The organism is Arthrobacter sp. TmtSoilC79 (genome assembly GCF_059739405.1).
The window spans coordinates 1762807-1778017 of sequence record NZ_AP046051.1 but is presented as its reverse complement, the minus strand read 5'-3'; the positions used below and the strand labels follow the sequence as shown (position 1 = coordinate 1778017).

Genomic DNA, 15211 nt, shown 5'->3' with positions numbered 1-15211 from the left:
TGCTGTTGATCTGGGCGCGGCGCTATTCGCCGATTGCGTCCAGGCGTGCTTGTTCGTCCGCCTCGATGGCCGACTGGATGACTGGCTCCAGGTCTCCATTCATGACGGCATCAAGGTTGTACGCCTTGTACCCGGTGCGGTGGTCCGCAATACGGTTTTCCGGGAAGTTGTAGGTCCGGATGCGCTCCGAACGGTCCATGGTACGGATCTGCGACTTGCGCTGCTCCGAGTTGGCGGCATCGATTTGTTCCTGCTGGTGCGCCAGGAGGCGGGCACGGAGGACACGCATGCCTGCTTCACGGTTCTGCAGCTGTGACTTCTCGTTCTGCATGGCCACCACGATGCCCGTGGGCAAGTGGGTGATGCGTACGGCGGAGTCGGTGGTGTTCACGGACTGGCCACCCGGACCCGAGGACCGGTAGACATCGATCTTGAGGTCGTTCTGGTTGATTTCGAGCTCTTCGGGCTCGTCCACTTCAGGGAGCACCAGTACGCCGGCGGCCGAGGTGTGGATCCGGCCCTGCGATTCGGTCACGGGCACGCGCTGGACACGGTGAACGCCGCCTTCGAACTTCAGGCGGGCAAAAACGCCCTGTGCGGGATCGTTCGAGTTTCCCTTAATGGCCACCGCAACATCCTTGTAGCCACCAAGATCCGACTCCGTGGCTGAAATCATCTCGGTCTTCCAACCCCGTGATTCGGCATAGCGCATGTACATGCGAAGAAGATCGCCGGCGAACAAAGCAGCTTCGTCGCCGCCTTCACCGCCCTTGACTTCGAGGATGACGTTGCGGGCATCATCAGGATCACGAGGAATCAGCAGACGGCGCAGACGCTCCTGCGCCGCAGGAATCTGCTCCTCCAGTTGCACAACTTCGGCAGCGAATTCGGGATCTTCATCGGCCATCTCTTTGGCCGCTTCCAGATCGTCATTGAGCCCGCGCCACTTATTATAAGCCTCCACGATGCCCTGGAGCTGGGCAGAGCGCCGCCCCAATTTCCGGGCCGCAGACTGATCGGCATAGACAGCAGGATCACTCAGCTGCGCCTGGATGGCAGCATGCTCATCAAGCAATCCCTGTACGGACTCAAACATTTTCAAACCTCTTTCGACTTCTACAAGTCTAATAACTGCATCGTGGGGTCACGCACAGCCCATCCTGGGCCCACTGGGCCGTTTCTGACCTCACGTGGTGTCGGGCCACGGAGTCCTTAAACAAGGACCGCTCAAAATATGCCGGCCAGGGAGTGGCTTCGGGCCTGCCGGAGCCGGGTAGCTTTCGATCGTAGATCGGAAGCTACCCGGCGTAGGGGCGCGGCCGGCATATTTTGAGCGGTTAGAGCACAGCTATTTGTCGTTGTCCGACTTCGCTCCGAGCGTGGTCTTCTGAACCTGCATGAGGAACTCGACGTTGCTCTGCGTCTCCCGGATCTTGTTGGTCAGCAGCTCAAGGCTCTGCTGCTGCTCCAGGCCCGAAAGGACGCGGCGCAGCTTCCACATGATCTTGACTTCTTCAGGCGAGAGCAGGTTCTCTTCGCGGCGCGTGCCGGACGCGTTGACGTCCACGGCCGGGAAGATGCGCTTGTCTGCCAGCTGGCGGGACAGGCGGAGCTCCATGTTGCCGGTGCCCTTGAACTCTTCGAAGATCACTTCGTCCATCTTGGAGCCGGTCTCGACGAGGGCCGTTGCCAGGATGGTCAGTGAGCCGCCGTTTTCGATGTTGCGTGCAGCACCGAAGAAGCGCTTGGGCGGGTACAGGGCTGCGGAGTCCACCCCACCGGACAGGATTCGGCCGGAGGCCGGTGCTGCCAGGTTGTAGGCGCGGCCCAGGCGGGTCATGGAGTCCAGGAGGACTACAACGTCCATGCCCATTTCAACGAGGCGCTTGGCGCGTTCGATGGAAAGTTCGGCAACCGTGGTGTGGTCATCTGCGGGGCGGTCGAAGGTGGAAGCAATGACCTCACCCTTGACGGTGCGCTGCATGTCCGTAACTTCTTCGGGACGTTCGTCAACCAGGACCATCATGAGGTGAACCTCAGGATTGTTGGTGGTGATGGCGTTCGCGATGGACTGCAGGATGAGCGTCTTGCCGGCCTTCGGCGGGGAGACGATCAGGCCACGCTGGCCCTTGCCGATCGGGGCCACGAGGTCAATGACACGCGGGCCGATCTTCTTGGGGTCCGTTTCGAGGCGGAGGCGCTCGGACGGGTACAGCGGTACGAGCTTGGCGAACTCCACGCGGTCCTTGAGCTCTTCCGGAGTCTTGCCATTGACGGAAGTGACGCGAACCAGTGCGTTGAACTTCTGTCGGGCCGACTGCTGGCTGCGGTCTTCGCCGTCACGCGGTGCACGGATGGCGCCGACAACGGCGTCGCCCTTGCGGAGGTTGTACTTCTTGACCTGTGCCAAGGAGACGTAAACGTCGTTCGCCCCGGGGAGGTAGCCGGAGGTACGGATGAACGCGTAGTTCTCCAGGACGTCCAGAATGCCGGCAACGGGAAGCAGGACGTCGTCCTCGGTGACCTCGACGTCGTCGACGTCCGGTCCCTGCGCGCGGCCACGGCGACGTTCGTTACGGTCGCGGAAGCGGTCGCTGCGGGTGTTTCCGTCACGGCTGTCCTGACCTCCCCGACGGTCGCTGCGGTCGTTCTGGTCGTTGCGGTCACGACGGTTGCGGCGGTTGCGGCGGTTGCCGGTGTCATCGCCATCGTTGGTGTCTTCACGACGGCCGCGGGTGTTCTCACGCCGTTCGCGCTGCTCGCCCGAATCGGGCTGCTCGGTGCGGTCGGTGCGCTGCTCACGCTGTTCGGCGCGGTCGGTGCGCTGCTCACGCTGTTCGGCGCGGTCGGTGCGCTGCTCACGCTGTTCGGCGCGGTCGGTGCGCTGCTCACGCTGCTCGGCGGAAGGTGCTTCGGCTGCTTCAGCGGGTGCTGCAGCAGCTTCGCCGCGGCGGCGGTTGCGGGTACGGGGCTGGCGACGCTCGGTGCCGGTCTCCCCCGCTTCAGGCGTTGCCGGAGCTTCGACAACCGGCGCAGCTGCGTTTTCAGCAGGCGCAGCCGTGTTTTCGGCAGGTGCAGCAGCGGCTACGACACCGTCGCTGGTAGCGCGGCGGCTACGGCCACGGGCACGTCCGCGGGGAGCATCCTGGGCCGGAGCCTCGGAAGCTGCATCCGCAGCGGCAAGGTTTTCGGCAGCCTTGCCCTTGGTCTCCGCTGCAGCCTTGGTTTCCACTGCCGGGGCTTCCTTGGCCGCCGAGGTGGAACCCTTTGCCTGGGCACTGGCCCTGGCAGGTGCCTTGGTAGTGGAAGTTCCGGCACGGTGGGCGGAAATGGCGGTAACCAGATCCCCCTTGCGCATCCGCGATCCCCCAGAGATGCCCAGCTGGCTCGCGAGAGCCTGAAGCTGGGCGAGCTTAAGGCCTGCAAGGCCGCTGCTCTTGGTGGTTGCTGCCGTTGACGACTCAGCAGCAGAAGATGTTGTGTCCACAGCTGAAGCCAGCTCAGTGGTTTCTGTCACGAAGGATCCTTCCCCCTCGACGGCGTCCAGAGCGAGAGCTGGACGCGATGATTTGTTCTGGGCTGCAGTTCAGATCTGCAGCCGGTGATTTCGGCCGTGCCTGATGGATTGTGGCCAACAGGGCCGGATACTGATCGTCATCACTGGAGCCGGTGACCCGGACAGCCGGCTGCTTTTTCAGGGAACAGAGAGAATTCTCGGCACCTGAGACAGGCCGGAAAGAGACGACACCACCAACGTTGGCACAGTTGACGAAAGGTACGGCGAAACACCGAGATCCAAAATCAGGGAACTGCCCGCGGCTTTACCGGCGGTGCACTTCCACTCTAGCACCTTGAACGTCCACAGCCAGCGTCATCACGCGCCAGCCAATCCCGGGTGTGTTGGACTCCGTGTAGGACCCAATGAATTCCTCGACAACGGCGGCTTCGCCAGGACCGTTGGCCAGCACCATGACAGTGGGACCTGCGCCGGAAACAACGGCCGCATGGCCGGCAGAACGAAGAGCCGAGATGAGGTCGGCGCTGGGGCGCATGGCCTGTGCCCTGTAGCTCTGGTGGAGGTAGTCCTCGGTAGCGGGCAACAGAAAGGCCGGCTGCGCGGTGAGCGCGTGGATCAGCAGTGCAGCACGTCCGGAATTCATGGCAGCAGCATGATGGCCCACTGAAGCGGGGAGTAACCCACGTGCAGTCTCCGTGGACAATTCAAAGTCCGGGACTGCGACTACCGGGATGACCGAAGGAGCAACGTCTGCTTTGGTACTGCTGTACTGCTCGCTGTCCTGCCAGGACAGCGCCAGTCCGCCGAAAATGGCGGGTGCGACGTTGTCCGGGTGGCCCTCCATCTCGCTGGTCAATTGAAGGATCCAGTCGCGATCCTTCCGCGATCCCTCCGGCACCAAGGCATTGGCGGCCGTCACTGCGGCCACTACGGCAGAAGCCGATGATCCGAGGCCACGACCATGGGGATTGACATTGTCCGCGGTGATTTTCAGTCCGGAGTGCTGGTAACCAAGGCGATCCAAGGCAAGATCAATGGCGCGCACCACCAGGTGGCTGGAATCCCGGGGAAGGGTTTCGGCGCCCTCACCGGAGAGCTCGAATTCAAGCTCTCCGGTGCTCAGGGTTTCTACCGTCAAGGTGTCGTAAATAGACAAGGCCAGGCCAAGGCTGTCGTAGCCAGGGCCCAGATTGGCGCTTGTACCGGGGACCTTGACCGTCAGCCGCTGGCCTGCCGCGACGAACGCACGATCAGTCGCGGTGGGCTGCGTTGATTCCACTCTTATTTTTCTTCCAGTCCCAGTTCTGCGGCAACGGTGACGACGTCGTTGGGCACCTTGACGGGCTGGACATCATGGCCATCCTCGGTGCGGAGAGCCCATTGCGGGTCCTTGAGGCCGTGACCGGTAACCGTGATGACGATGGTCTTTCCCGAAGGAACCTCGCCTGCAGCATGCTTCTTGATCAGGCCTGCGACGCCGGCCGCTGAGCCGGGTTCGACGAAGACACCTTCCTTGGCTGACAGCCAGCGGTGGGCTGCAAGGATTTCCTCGTCCGTGACGGCCTCAATCAGTCCACCGGATTCGTCGCGGGCAGCAACAGCCGTGTCCCAGGACGCCGGGTTGCCGATGCGGATGGCGGTTGCGATGGTGTCCGGTTCGGTGATCGGATGTCCGGCGACGAACGGCGCCGCGCCTGCAGCCTGGAAACCCCACATGATGGGCGTCTTGGTTGCAACGGCCGGCAGGGTTCCGTTGGCGGTCTCGAAGGGCGCGGAGTACTCCTTGTAGCCCTTCCAGTAGGCGCTGATGTTGCCGGCATTTCCGACTGGCAGCACATGGATGTCCGGAGCATCACCGAGCGAATCGACAATCTCGAAAGCACCTGTCTTCTGGCCCTGGATGCGGGCAGGGTTGACCGAGTTGACCAGGAATACCGGGTAGGACTCGCCGAGCTTACGGGCAATATCCAAGCAGTTGTCGAAGTTGCCGTCGACCTGCAGCAAAGTAGCGCCGTGGGCGATAGCCTGGCTCAGTTTGCCCATGGAGATTTTGCCTTCGGGAACCAGCACCGCGCACTTCAGGCCCGCAGCAGTGGCGTAGGCAGCTGCAGAGGCGGAGGTGTTTCCGGTGGAAGCGCAGACCACTGCCTTGGCTCCGGCTTCAACTGCCGCTGTCATGGCCATGGTCATGCCGCGGTCCTTGAAGGATCCCGTGGGGTTCATGCCTTCGACCTTGAGGTACACCTCGGAGCCGGTGAGCTCGGAGAGCTGCCGGGCGTGGACCAAGGGCGTTCCGCCCTCACCGAGGGTAATGACCTTGGTGGCTTCCGTTACAGGCAAGCGATCAGCGTATTCGCGGATTACTCCGCGCCATTGGTGAGCCACTTAGACTCCTTCTACCCGCAGTACGGATGTCACAGAATTGATGACGTCCAGGCCCTTGACGGCCTCGACGGTTGCTGCGAGTGCAGCTTCGGATGCACGGTGCGTCACGATCTTGAGCTCAGCCGAGGCCACGTTCGACCCGGAGTCGCGGTGGATCGTCTGACGCATGATCTCGATGGAGACGCCGTTTTCCGCAAAGATATGGGCGATCCGGGCCAGAACACCGGCCTGGTCGGCGACGTCCAAGCCGATGTAGTAGCTCGTGGTGGAGGCGTCGATGGCCAGGGCCGGGACGTGTCCGGTGGTGGTTTCCGTGCGGCCGGGACCGCCCAGGACCAATCGGCGTGCTGCGGAAACGAGGTCACCCAGAACGGCAGAGGCCGTGGGGGTTCCGCCTGCACCCTGGCCGTAGAACATCAGTTCACCGGCGTTCTCTGCCTCGATGAAGACGGCGTTGAAGGCGCCACGCACCGCTGCCAGCGGGTGTTCGCGGGGCAGGAGTGTGGGATGGACGCGTACTGAAATGCCACTGCCGTTGTCGGAGGAGTCGATCTTTTCGGCAATCGCCAGCAGTTTGATGACGAATCCGGCTTCCTTGGCAGAAGCGATATCAGCGGCGCTGACCTTGGTGATGCCTTCGCAGTACACATCGTCCAGGGAGAAACGGGTGTGGAAGGACAGCGAAGCCAGGATGGCCGCCTTGGCTGCTGCGTCATGGCCCTCGACGTCGGCAGTCGGGTCCGCTTCGGCGTAACCGAGGCGCTGGGCTTCGGCCAAGGCGTCGGCGAACTGCGCTCCAGTGGTGTCCATTTGGTCAAGGATGAAGTTGGTGGTTCCGTTGACGATGCCGAGGACCCGGGTGATGCGATCGCCGGACAAGCTGTCACGGATGGGACGCAGGATGGGGATGGCCCCGGCCACTGCGGCCTCGTAAGACAACTGGACCCCGGCCTTGTCGGCCTCTTCGTACAGGGTCGGTCCGTCCTGCGCCAACAGGGCCTTGTTGCCGGTGACAACGCAGGCGCCGTTTTGGATCGCCGTCAGGATCAGCGAACGCGCCGGCTCAATGCCACCCATCAGTTCGATGACGAGGTCGGCATCCTTGACCAGGGTGTCGGCATCGGTGGTAAAGAGTTCACGGGGCAGCTCGACGTCACGCGGAGCATCGATGGTGCGCACGGCGATCCCGGACAGTTCCAGGCGGGCGCCGCTGCGGGCAGCAAGGGCCTCGGCGTCGTCAATCAGAATCCGCGCGACCTGGGCCCCAACGTTGCCACAGCCCAGCAGGGCCACCTTCAAGGTTCGCACTTCAGACATTCGCCACTCCCATGTCGCGGTTCAAGAGATCTTCTTCGGTTTCCCCGCGGACAATCAGCCGGGCAGCTCCGTCGCGTACAGCGACAACGCCAGGCCGTGCCAGGTAGTTGTAATTGCTGGAGAGGGCCCAGCAGTAGGCGCCGGTACCCGGTACTGCGAGCAAATCACCGGCTGCCACATCCGCGGGCAGATATACATCTCTAACAACTATGTCGCCGCTCTCGCAATGTTTGCCCACTACGCGGGACAGCTGCGGAGCCGCCGAGGAGTCACGCGAGGCCAAAATGGCCGAATAATCCGCGTCGTACAGCACTGGACGGGCGTTATCGCTCATCCCGCCGTCCACCGACACATACCGGCGCGGATGCGTAACGTTCTTGTGCCCGTCTTCAGCCCCTGGGGCGTCGACACGGACGGTTTTAAGCGTGCCCACTTCATACAGGGTGAACGTGGTGCTGCCGACAATGGCGCGACCGGGTTCGATGGAGATCCGCGGCGGCTTGATGTCCAGTTCAGCGCACGTCGAACGCACGACGGCGGCCATGGCCTCTGCAATCTCCGCTGGCGGGCGGGGCGTGTCAACAGGGGTATAGGCGATGCCGTAGCCGCCACCGAGGTCCAATTCCGGCAAGACGATGGAGTACTTGGCTTGCATGGCGGCAAGGAAGCCCAGAAGCTTCTCCGCTGCAACGGCAAAACCGTCCGGCTCAAAGATCTGCGAGCCGATGTGGCAGTGCAGGCCCAGCAATTCGATGCCCGGGTAGGAGGTGGCTGCTGCCACAGCTTCCTCGGCTGCTGAAAGGCCGGCTTCTTCCGTGGAGTCCTCAGCCATGGACAGACCGAACTTCTGGTCCTCGTGCGCGGTGGCAATGAACTCATGGGTGTGCGCATGCACGCCGGGTGTCAGGCGCAGCATGACCTTGGCAATCTCGCCGCGACCGGACGCTATCTTGGCAACGCGCTCGAGTTCGTCGAGGCTGTCCACAACGATCCTGCCCAGCTTCATGTCCAGGGCGCGATTGATCTCGACGTCGGACTTGTTGTTGCCGTGCAAACCGAGGTTGGAGCCATCAATTCCAGCGCGGGCAGCTACAGCGAGTTCGCCTCCGGAACACGTATCCAGGCGCAGGCCCTCTTCCGCCACCCAGCTGGCCACAGCGGTGCACAGGAAGGACTTTCCTGCATAGTAGACATCCACTCCCCCGCAGATGTCAGCGAAGGCGGCATCGAAGGCATCCTTGAAAGCCCTGGCCCGTGCACGGAAGTCCGATTCGCTCATGACGAACAGCGGAGTTCCGAACTGCTCCTTGAGCTCACTGACGGAGACGCCTTCAACGGTGACCTCGCCGGCGTCGTTCTTTTCAACCCCGGCAGCCCACATTGGCGCTTGAAGTGCGTTGAGGTCCCCTGGGACGGCCAACCATTCGGGGGCAAGCGGAGAAGCGTGATCAGCGGCTGTGTTCATTGCCCTACATCCGTTCCGGCGCCGAGACGCCCAGCAGTTCGAGTCCGTTGGCAAGTACCTGGCTGGTGGCGTCATTGAGCCAAAGCCGGGTGCGGTTCACATCCAGGACGGGATCATCACCCTGCGGAGATACCCGGCAGGCGTCGTACCAGCGGTGATAGGCCCCGGCGATGACCTCAAGGTGGCGTGCCACCCGGTGTGGCTCGCGCAGCTCGGCGGCCTTGGCCACGATGGACGGGTAACTGCCCAGGTAGGAAAGGAGCTCGTTTTCCGTGGGGTGATCCAGGAGCGAGGCATCGAAGGCATCCACGCCATCAACCTGGCGCTCCACTCCGGCCTCGGCCGCGTTGCGTGCTGTGCCGCGGGAACGGGCGTGGGCGTACTGGACATAGAACACAGGATTCTCGTTGCTGTGCTTCTTCAGCAGTTCCGGATCCAACGTCAGAGGTGAGTCGGCGGGGAAACGCGCCAGGGAGTAGCGGACAGCGTCCTTGCCGAGCCAGGAAATAAGGTCCTTGAGCTCGATGATGTTGCCCGCACGCTTGGACAGCTTTGCGCCGTTGACCGAGACCAACTGGCCGATGAGGACCTCGATGTTGACCTCAGGGTCATCGCCGGCACAGGCCGCAATGGCTTTGAGCCGGTTGATGTATCCGTGGTGGTCCGCGCCGAGAAGGTAAATCTTCTCGGTAAATCCGCGGTCCTTCTTCGAAAGGTAGTAGGCAGCGTCCGCGGCGAAGTAGGTGGGTTCGCCATTGGCGCGGATCATGACGCGGTCTTTGTCGTCACCGAAGTCCGTGGTGCGCAGCCAGACGGCATCGCCGTCGTCAAAGACGTGGCCCTGTTCGCGAAGGCGGGAGACGGCAGATTCGATCGCACCGGCGTCGTGCAGTTCCTTCTCCGAGAAGAAGACATCGAAGTGAACACCAAATTCCGCCAGGGTGGTCTTGATATCCGCCATCTGCGCGTCATAGGCAGCAGCACGGATCACCGGCAGGGCTGCCTCATCCGTCAGTTCACGGATGTCCGGGTGCGCTTTGAGGACTTCGTCGCCAAGTTCGCGGATGTATTCACCGGGATATCCGCCCTCGGGCACTCCGCGGCCGTGCAGTCGGGAGAGGACCGAGTTGGCGAAGACGTTCATCTGCGAGCCGGCGTCGTTGATGTAGTACTCAGCGGTGACGTCGGCGCCGGAAGCACGCAGGACACGGGCAATCGCATCACCAAGTGCGGCCCAACGGGTATGGCCGATGTGCAGCGGCCCTGTGGGGTTCGCCGAAACGAACTCCATGTTCACCACGCGGCCTGCGAGCGCCTGGTTGGTTCCATAGCTGGTTCCGGCCTCGACAATGGCTTTGGCAAGGGCGCCGGCAGTGGCGGCATCCACAGTGATGTTGAGGAATCCGGGACCTGCGATCTCCACGCCGCTGACGCCGGGAATGCCTTGCAGGTGGTTACTGAGGATACCGGCGAATTCGCGCGGATTCATGCCTGCCTGCTTGGAGAGCTGGAGGGCGATGTTGGTGGCCCAGTCTCCATGATCCCGGTTCTTGGGTCGCTCCACCCGCACGGATTCGGGTACGGCAGATTCCGTCAAGGCGATTTCGCCGCTGGAGACGGCGTCCTTAAGGCAGGCGGATATGGCAGCAGAGAGTTCTTCGGGAGTCACGCATCTAGCCTACCGGGGGCCTGCAAAGTCGCGGAATTGGGGGTTCCTTATGTGGATAGTCACGTCACAGGCGGGGCACAGCCATGAGAGCCCGGTGGCACAGACTGAACCATTACGCTGAATTCAACGTTGTGAACACGTAGGAGGCGGCCTGGTCCGCCCTCCTGCGAGCACCAGCCCCAAGACCGATTCTTGTCCAGTTGAAACGAGCAGAACCATGACTACGCCACTCCGCAAGAGCATTTACGCCGGATTTGCCGGCCTCTCCCTCATCGGTGCCGTGGCCGGCTGCGCCCCTTCTTCGCAATCGCCGGCCACCGAATCCACGCCGGCTGCCGAAAACGGCGGTCAGGCGAGCACCACAAGCCCCACCTCTTCTTCGTCCGGCTCAGCCGCGGCGGGAACATCCACCTATAAGGACGGTACCTACAGCGCCGACGGCACGTACACCTCCCCCAACGGCCAGGAGACCGTTGGCGTGGAATTGACGTTGGCCGGTGACAAAGTTTCAGCAGTCAACATCACCACCCACCCCTCAAACCCCAACACCAAGAAGTTCCAAGGCGAGTTCGCTGGCGGAATCTCGGCACAGATTGTCGGCAAGAACATCGATGAACTGAACGTCTCCAAGGTGGCCGGCTCCTCCCTGACCTCCGGCGGCTTCAATGACGCCGTGGAACAGATCAAGTCCCAGGCCAAGTAGCACCATGCCGCACCCCGAATGGGCCTCCTTCAGCTTTGACGGCATCGGGACACGCTGGGAAGTTTCGACGCCGGAGGCATTGGTACCGGCCGTGCGGCACCAACTCCTGGAAACAGTCAGTGAGTATGACCGGACCTATTCGCGGTTCAGGCCGGACTCCCTGGTGTCCGGCCTGTCCCGTGGGCCGGGCAGGATCACGTTGCCCGGCCACGCAACAGCCCTTCATCAGGTCTACGACACCCTGTATCGGCTCAGCGGGGGAACCATGAGCCCGCTCATCGGCAGCAGCCTGGAACGGCTTGGCTACGATCCCCAGTACTCCCTGGTGCCCGCCGGAAGTCCCCAGGCCCCGCCACGCTGGGAAGATGTCCTCGAGTGGACTGGTACTTCCCTGGCTGCCACCGAACCGGTGGTCCTGGACGTGGGGGCAGCAGGAAAGGGCCAGCTGGTGGACCTGCTGGGTGGGGTCCTGCGTTCAGAGGGTCATTCCGACTTCCTGGTGGATGGGAGCGGCGACATGCTCCACTCGGGGACCCATCCCGTGATGGTCGCCTTGGAGCATCCCTATAACCCGGGCCAAGCCATTGGAACTGTTGAACTGAACAATTCCGCGCTCTGCGCCTCCGCTTCCAACCGGCGCGCCTGGGGAGATGGGCTGCACCACGTCCTGGACGGGACCACCGGCGAACCCATTCACACCACAGTGGCCACCTGGACCATGGCTGCGAGCGCGCTGGTGGCCGATGCCGTGGCTACTGCACTGTTCATGATTGAACCGGCCCGTTTGCAGGAGGAGTTCGATGTCGCCTGGCTCAGGGTGTCCTCCAGTGGTGCCGCCACGTTTTCGGAGAGTTTCGAGGGGAGACTGTTCTCATGATTGCCGTTAAGTCCCGGGTGGATACGTGGTTGGGACGCCTCACGATGTACCGGTTGATCCTATGGGTGTTGGCCGTGCTGGTGGCTTACAGCATGGTGCTTAACGTCCTGGGCTGGCTGACCTTCGGGCTTCCGGAAATGCTGGTGCATTTGGTGCTCTGCCTTGGGGTGACCTATTCCTCCAACCGCTTGTTGGCCGCCGTCTTCCGTGTCAGGCCGCACACGGAGTCCTCCCTGATTACGGGGCTGCTGCTCTATTTCCTGTTCTGGCCCGCGTTCGGGATAACGGACATGACCGGTGTTGCCTTGGCCTGCTTGGTAGCGAGCGTCTCCAAGTACGCGCTGGCATTCCGGGGGCGGCACATCTTCAATCCTGCCGCGGCCGGCGCGTTTGTCACGGGCCTGACGGGATTGAACATTGCCACGTGGTGGGCTGCAACCCCGGCCATGCTCTGGCTGCTGGTCCCGGGCGTGCTGCTTGTCCTGTACCGCACGCGCAAAATGCTCATGGCCACGGTGTTCCTGGTGGTGGCTGCCGGCATTATCACCGTGGAACTGATGAGCCGCAGCATGACGTTCGGGCAGGCCTTGTGGCAGTCCTTCGCCCAGCGGCCCCTGTTGTTCTTCGTGGGCTTCATGCTTTCCGAACCCCTTACCCTCCCGCCCCGGCGCTGGCAGCAGTTGGCGCTTGCCGGCGTCGTGGGCGTTGTTTTTGCGGTTCCCTATAATTTCGGGTTCATCGCCAACTCCCCCGAACTGGCGTTGTTGCTGGGCAACCTTGTGGCGTTCTTCCTGGGCCAGCGCGGCGGGGTTGAGCTGACGTTCAAAGGTGCCAGGGCCCTGACCCCTGGCACTACGGAGTTCCGGTTTGAGCCGCAGCGCCCTGTGCGGTTCGAGGCCGGGCAATTCATGGAACTCAACCTCCCGCACTCCGCCTCCGACGGCAAGGGCCGCAGGCGGGTCTTCAGCATCACAAGCCCCCCGGGGGCTGGTGAGCTGACGTTCGGCGTCGGGACCGCCGAGCCGCTGTCCACGGCAAAACGGGCACTGCTGGCTTTGCAGCCAGGAGACAAGCTTTCGGCCACAGCCGTGGGCGGAGACTTTCTTTTACCGCACGACGCCGGGCGGCCGGTCCTGCTGATGGCTGCGGGCATCGGTATCACGCCCTTCCTCTCACAGTTGGCCGCAGATGCGCCGGCACGTGACACCGTGGTTCTCTACCTCGCCAAAAGTCGGGAGGAACTGGCCGGCGTGGAGCAGTTGGAGGCCTCAGGGGCCACGGTAATTGCCAGGTTGGCCGACGGTTCCGCTCCGCCGGAGTTCATGACCGACGCCGGCGCCGCCAGGATCGATGCGGCCCGACTCAAGGAGTTGGTGCCTGACATCGGGGAACGCGAAGTCTTCGTTTCCGGGTCACCGGCGAGCGTCGATTCGCTGCGCGCCGCGGCCCGTTCTGCCGGGGCGCGGCGTGTCCACGTGGATTCATTTGCCGGGTATTGATCCCCGGAGAGCAGATGGTCCACGGCAGAGCTTGCGGGCGGAGAGCCGGGTTTTCATTTGCGGCTCAGTGGCTGCTAAGCTCTAGGACGTCCCACCGGCAACGGAGGGAACCCTGGATGCCCTCGTAGCTCAGGGGATAGAGCGTCTGCCTCCGGAGCAGAAGGCCGTAGGTTCGAATCCTATCGAGGGCACAACGAATACCCCGCCAGTTCGCTGGCGGGGTATTTTTGTGTGCCGGTTACCCGCTATCAGTTCAAGGCTTGCCGGGCATGCACCGCAATTTTGTCTGCGGCTGCTCCTAGTCTGAATTCAGTTGGTCTTTCCGATAGCCAAAGGGGTTTGCCGTGATGTGCTCGATCGTACCGCCGTACATGCTTCGCAAGATTGCCGCCCAGGACGAGCCACGGCTGCGGGCCGTGGCCAGAGCCGCCAAAGAGTCGCTGGTGCACATCAAGAACCTGCAGGCCATCCGCACCGCGCCCGTTCCCCCGGCTCCGCCCAGTGCCCGCCAGGCCAAGCCCGGACCACCCAAGCGGACCATCTACGACGCCGGTTCTTCAGAGGCCTTGCCCGGCCGGGTTGTCCGGAAGGAAGGCGCGGAGCCCGTAGAGGACACCGCTGCCAATGAGGCCTACGATGGCCTCGGAAGCACGCACCGCCTGTATGGAGAGATCTTCGGCAGGGACTCCATCGACGACGCCGGCCTGGCCCTTGATGCGACCGTCCACTACGGGAAGCTCTATGACAACGCCTTCTGGGACGGCTCCCAGATGGTCTTTGGCGACGGTGACGGACAGATCTTCCAGCGCTTCACCAAGTCCGTCAGCGTTATAGGCCACGAACTCGCGCACGGTGTCACCCAGTACACTGCCAACCTGGCATACCGGAACCAGGCCGGTGCACTCAACGAATCCATGTCGGACGTTTTCGGCGTCCTCGTGGAGCAATACCTGAAACAGGAATCTGCGGCGAGTGCCAGTTGGCTCATCGGCGAAGGCCTCTTCACCGACCAGGTCCAAGGCGCTGCCTTGCGCTCCATGAAAGCACCGGGCACCGCCTACGATGACGACATCCTCGGCAAGGATCCGCAGCCGGATTCCATGGACACTTACGTTCGCACCAGCGCCGACAACGGCGGGGTGCATATCAACTCCGGCATCCCCAACAAGGCTTTCTACGTGGTGGCCTCGGAACTGGGCGGGGCAGCGTGGGAGGCGCCCGGACAGATCTGGTACAGCACGCTGACAAGCGGATTACTCCCGGCGACCTGCACCTTTGGCAAATTTGCCAAGACCACCGCAGCTACCGCCGTGGACCTCTTCGGTTCAGGCTCGGCAGAGCATGACGCCGTCCTGAAGGCATGGGAGACTGTGAAGGTCAAGGTTTAGTCGGATGGCGGGACCGGACGGCTTGGTGCGGTCCCGCTGGCTGACTGACGGAAAACGTCGAACGAGAAGCAGCCGGCCATGAAGATCACCGTCCAACGCAGTGGGGGAATTGCAGCGATGACACGCGTCTGGAGCGTGGACGCAGTCTCTCCTGATGACAAGGAACGATGGGTCCCCATGGTGGAGGCTTGCCCTTGGGATGAAGCCAAAAGCCAGGCACGGGCAGCCAACGAGCCGGACCGGTTCATGTACTCCATCAGGGCAGGCCAGCGGCGCGCAACCCTCCCGGACCGTGCTGTCACAGGGCCTTGGCAGGAACTGGTGGAGTGTGCCAAGGCCGAGGGGTCCGAGTCCCGCGGCCGGCTCGGGGGAAGGCGCTGAAAACCCCTCC

The 15211-nt window shown here is 62.8% G+C and carries 12 protein-coding genes and 1 tRNA gene; 6 read left to right on the top strand and 7 right to left on the bottom strand.

Going from position 1 to position 15211, the window contains the following annotated elements:
* Positions 1-22: 22 nt before the first annotated feature.
* The 7 genes from prfA to argS all read right to left on the bottom strand — a co-directional run bounded on the left by prfA (position 23) and on the right by argS (position 10353).
* Positions 23-1096 (bottom strand): peptide chain release factor 1, encoded by a 1074-nt coding sequence (gene prfA, locus AC6JA3_RS08225; protein WP_014922181.1) that lies wholly within the window; start codon positions 1094-1096, stop codon positions 23-25.
* A gap of 252 nt (positions 1097-1348) precedes the next feature.
* Positions 1349-3517, bottom strand: a complete 2169-nt coding sequence (rho, locus tag AC6JA3_RS08220) for a transcription termination factor Rho (protein ID WP_497920070.1) — start codon at positions 3515-3517, stop codon at positions 1349-1351.
* Between the two features lie 304 nt (positions 3518-3821).
* A complete protein-coding gene (thrB, locus tag AC6JA3_RS08215; RefSeq protein ID WP_026540128.1) occupies positions 3822-4796 on the bottom strand; it encodes a homoserine kinase in 975 nt (324 codons plus the stop codon).
* Between the two features lie 2 nt (positions 4797-4798).
* Positions 4799-5902, bottom strand: coding sequence for a threonine synthase (gene thrC / locus AC6JA3_RS08210; protein ID WP_026540127.1), 1104 nt, complete (start codon positions 5900-5902; stop codon positions 4799-4801).
* Positions 5903-7219, bottom strand: coding sequence for a homoserine dehydrogenase (locus AC6JA3_RS08205; protein WP_026540126.1), 1317 nt, complete (start codon positions 7217-7219; stop codon positions 5903-5905).
* Positions 7212-8684 (bottom strand): diaminopimelate decarboxylase, encoded by a 1473-nt coding sequence (lysA, locus tag AC6JA3_RS08200; RefSeq protein ID WP_026540125.1) that lies wholly within the window; start codon positions 8682-8684, stop codon positions 7212-7214. The genes AC6JA3_RS08205 and lysA overlap by 8 nt, the downstream gene beginning before the upstream one ends.
* A gap of 4 nt (positions 8685-8688) precedes the next feature.
* On the bottom strand, positions 8689-10353 hold the full coding sequence (argS, locus tag AC6JA3_RS08195; protein ID WP_026540124.1) for an arginine--tRNA ligase: 1665 nt from the start codon (positions 10351-10353) through the stop codon (positions 8689-8691).
* A gap of 217 nt (positions 10354-10570) precedes the next feature.
* Between argS and AC6JA3_RS08190 the strand changes: the two genes are divergently transcribed.
* The 6 genes from AC6JA3_RS08190 to AC6JA3_RS08165 all read left to right on the top strand — a co-directional run bounded on the left by AC6JA3_RS08190 (position 10571) and on the right by AC6JA3_RS08165 (position 15201).
* Positions 10571-11056, top strand: coding sequence for an FMN-binding protein (locus tag AC6JA3_RS08190; RefSeq protein ID WP_026540123.1), 486 nt, complete (start codon positions 10571-10573; stop codon positions 11054-11056).
* Positions 11057-11060: 4 nt separating this feature from the next.
* Positions 11061-11933 (top strand): FAD:protein FMN transferase, encoded by an 873-nt coding sequence (locus tag AC6JA3_RS08185; RefSeq protein WP_026540122.1) that lies wholly within the window; start codon positions 11061-11063, stop codon positions 11931-11933.
* The gene (locus tag AC6JA3_RS08180; protein ID WP_223943327.1) at positions 11930-13432 is read left to right on the top strand and encodes an FAD-dependent oxidoreductase; all 1503 of its coding nucleotides are present in this window, start codon (positions 11930-11932) and stop codon (positions 13430-13432) included. Before AC6JA3_RS08185 ends, AC6JA3_RS08180 begins: the two co-directional genes overlap by 4 nt.
* A gap of 118 nt (positions 13433-13550) precedes the next feature.
* Positions 13551-13623: transfer RNA gene (locus AC6JA3_RS08175), tRNA-Arg, on the top strand.
* A gap of 156 nt (positions 13624-13779) precedes the next feature.
* Positions 13780-14820: a M4 family metallopeptidase gene (locus AC6JA3_RS08170; protein WP_035760499.1), complete on the top strand. Its 1041-nt coding sequence runs from the start codon at positions 13780-13782 to the stop codon at positions 14818-14820.
* A 78-nt stretch (positions 14821-14898) separates the two neighbouring features.
* The gene (locus AC6JA3_RS08165) at positions 14899-15201 is read left to right on the top strand and encodes a protealysin inhibitor emfourin (protein ID WP_026540119.1); all 303 of its coding nucleotides are present in this window, start codon (positions 14899-14901) and stop codon (positions 15199-15201) included.
* Positions 15202-15211 lie beyond the last annotated feature (10 nt).

Bases quoted from the DNA above. Each gene is read 5' to 3' on its own strand.
- prfA (WP_014922181.1), bottom strand. From the start codon at position 1,096: ATGTTTGAGTCCGTACAGGGATTGCTTGATGAGCATGCTGCCATCCAG.
- AC6JA3_RS08205 (WP_026540126.1), bottom strand. From the start codon at position 7,219: ATGTCTGAAGTGCGAACCTTGAAGGTGGCCCTGCTGGGCTGTGGCAAC.
- lysA (WP_026540125.1), bottom strand. From the start codon at position 8,684: ATGAACACAGCCGCTGATCACGCTTCTCCGCTTGCCCCCGAATGGTTG.
- AC6JA3_RS08190 (WP_026540123.1), top strand. From the start codon at position 10,571: ATGACTACGCCACTCCGCAAGAGCATTTACGCCGGATTTGCCGGCCTC.
- AC6JA3_RS08185 (WP_026540122.1), top strand. From the start codon at position 11,061: ATGCCGCACCCCGAATGGGCCTCCTTCAGCTTTGACGGCATCGGGACA.
- AC6JA3_RS08180 (WP_223943327.1), top strand. From the start codon at position 11,930: ATGATTGCCGTTAAGTCCCGGGTGGATACGTGGTTGGGACGCCTCACG.
- AC6JA3_RS08170 (WP_035760499.1), top strand. From the start codon at position 13,780: ATGTGCTCGATCGTACCGCCGTACATGCTTCGCAAGATTGCCGCCCAG.
- AC6JA3_RS08165 (WP_026540119.1), top strand. From the start codon at position 14,899: ATGAAGATCACCGTCCAACGCAGTGGGGGAATTGCAGCGATGACACGC.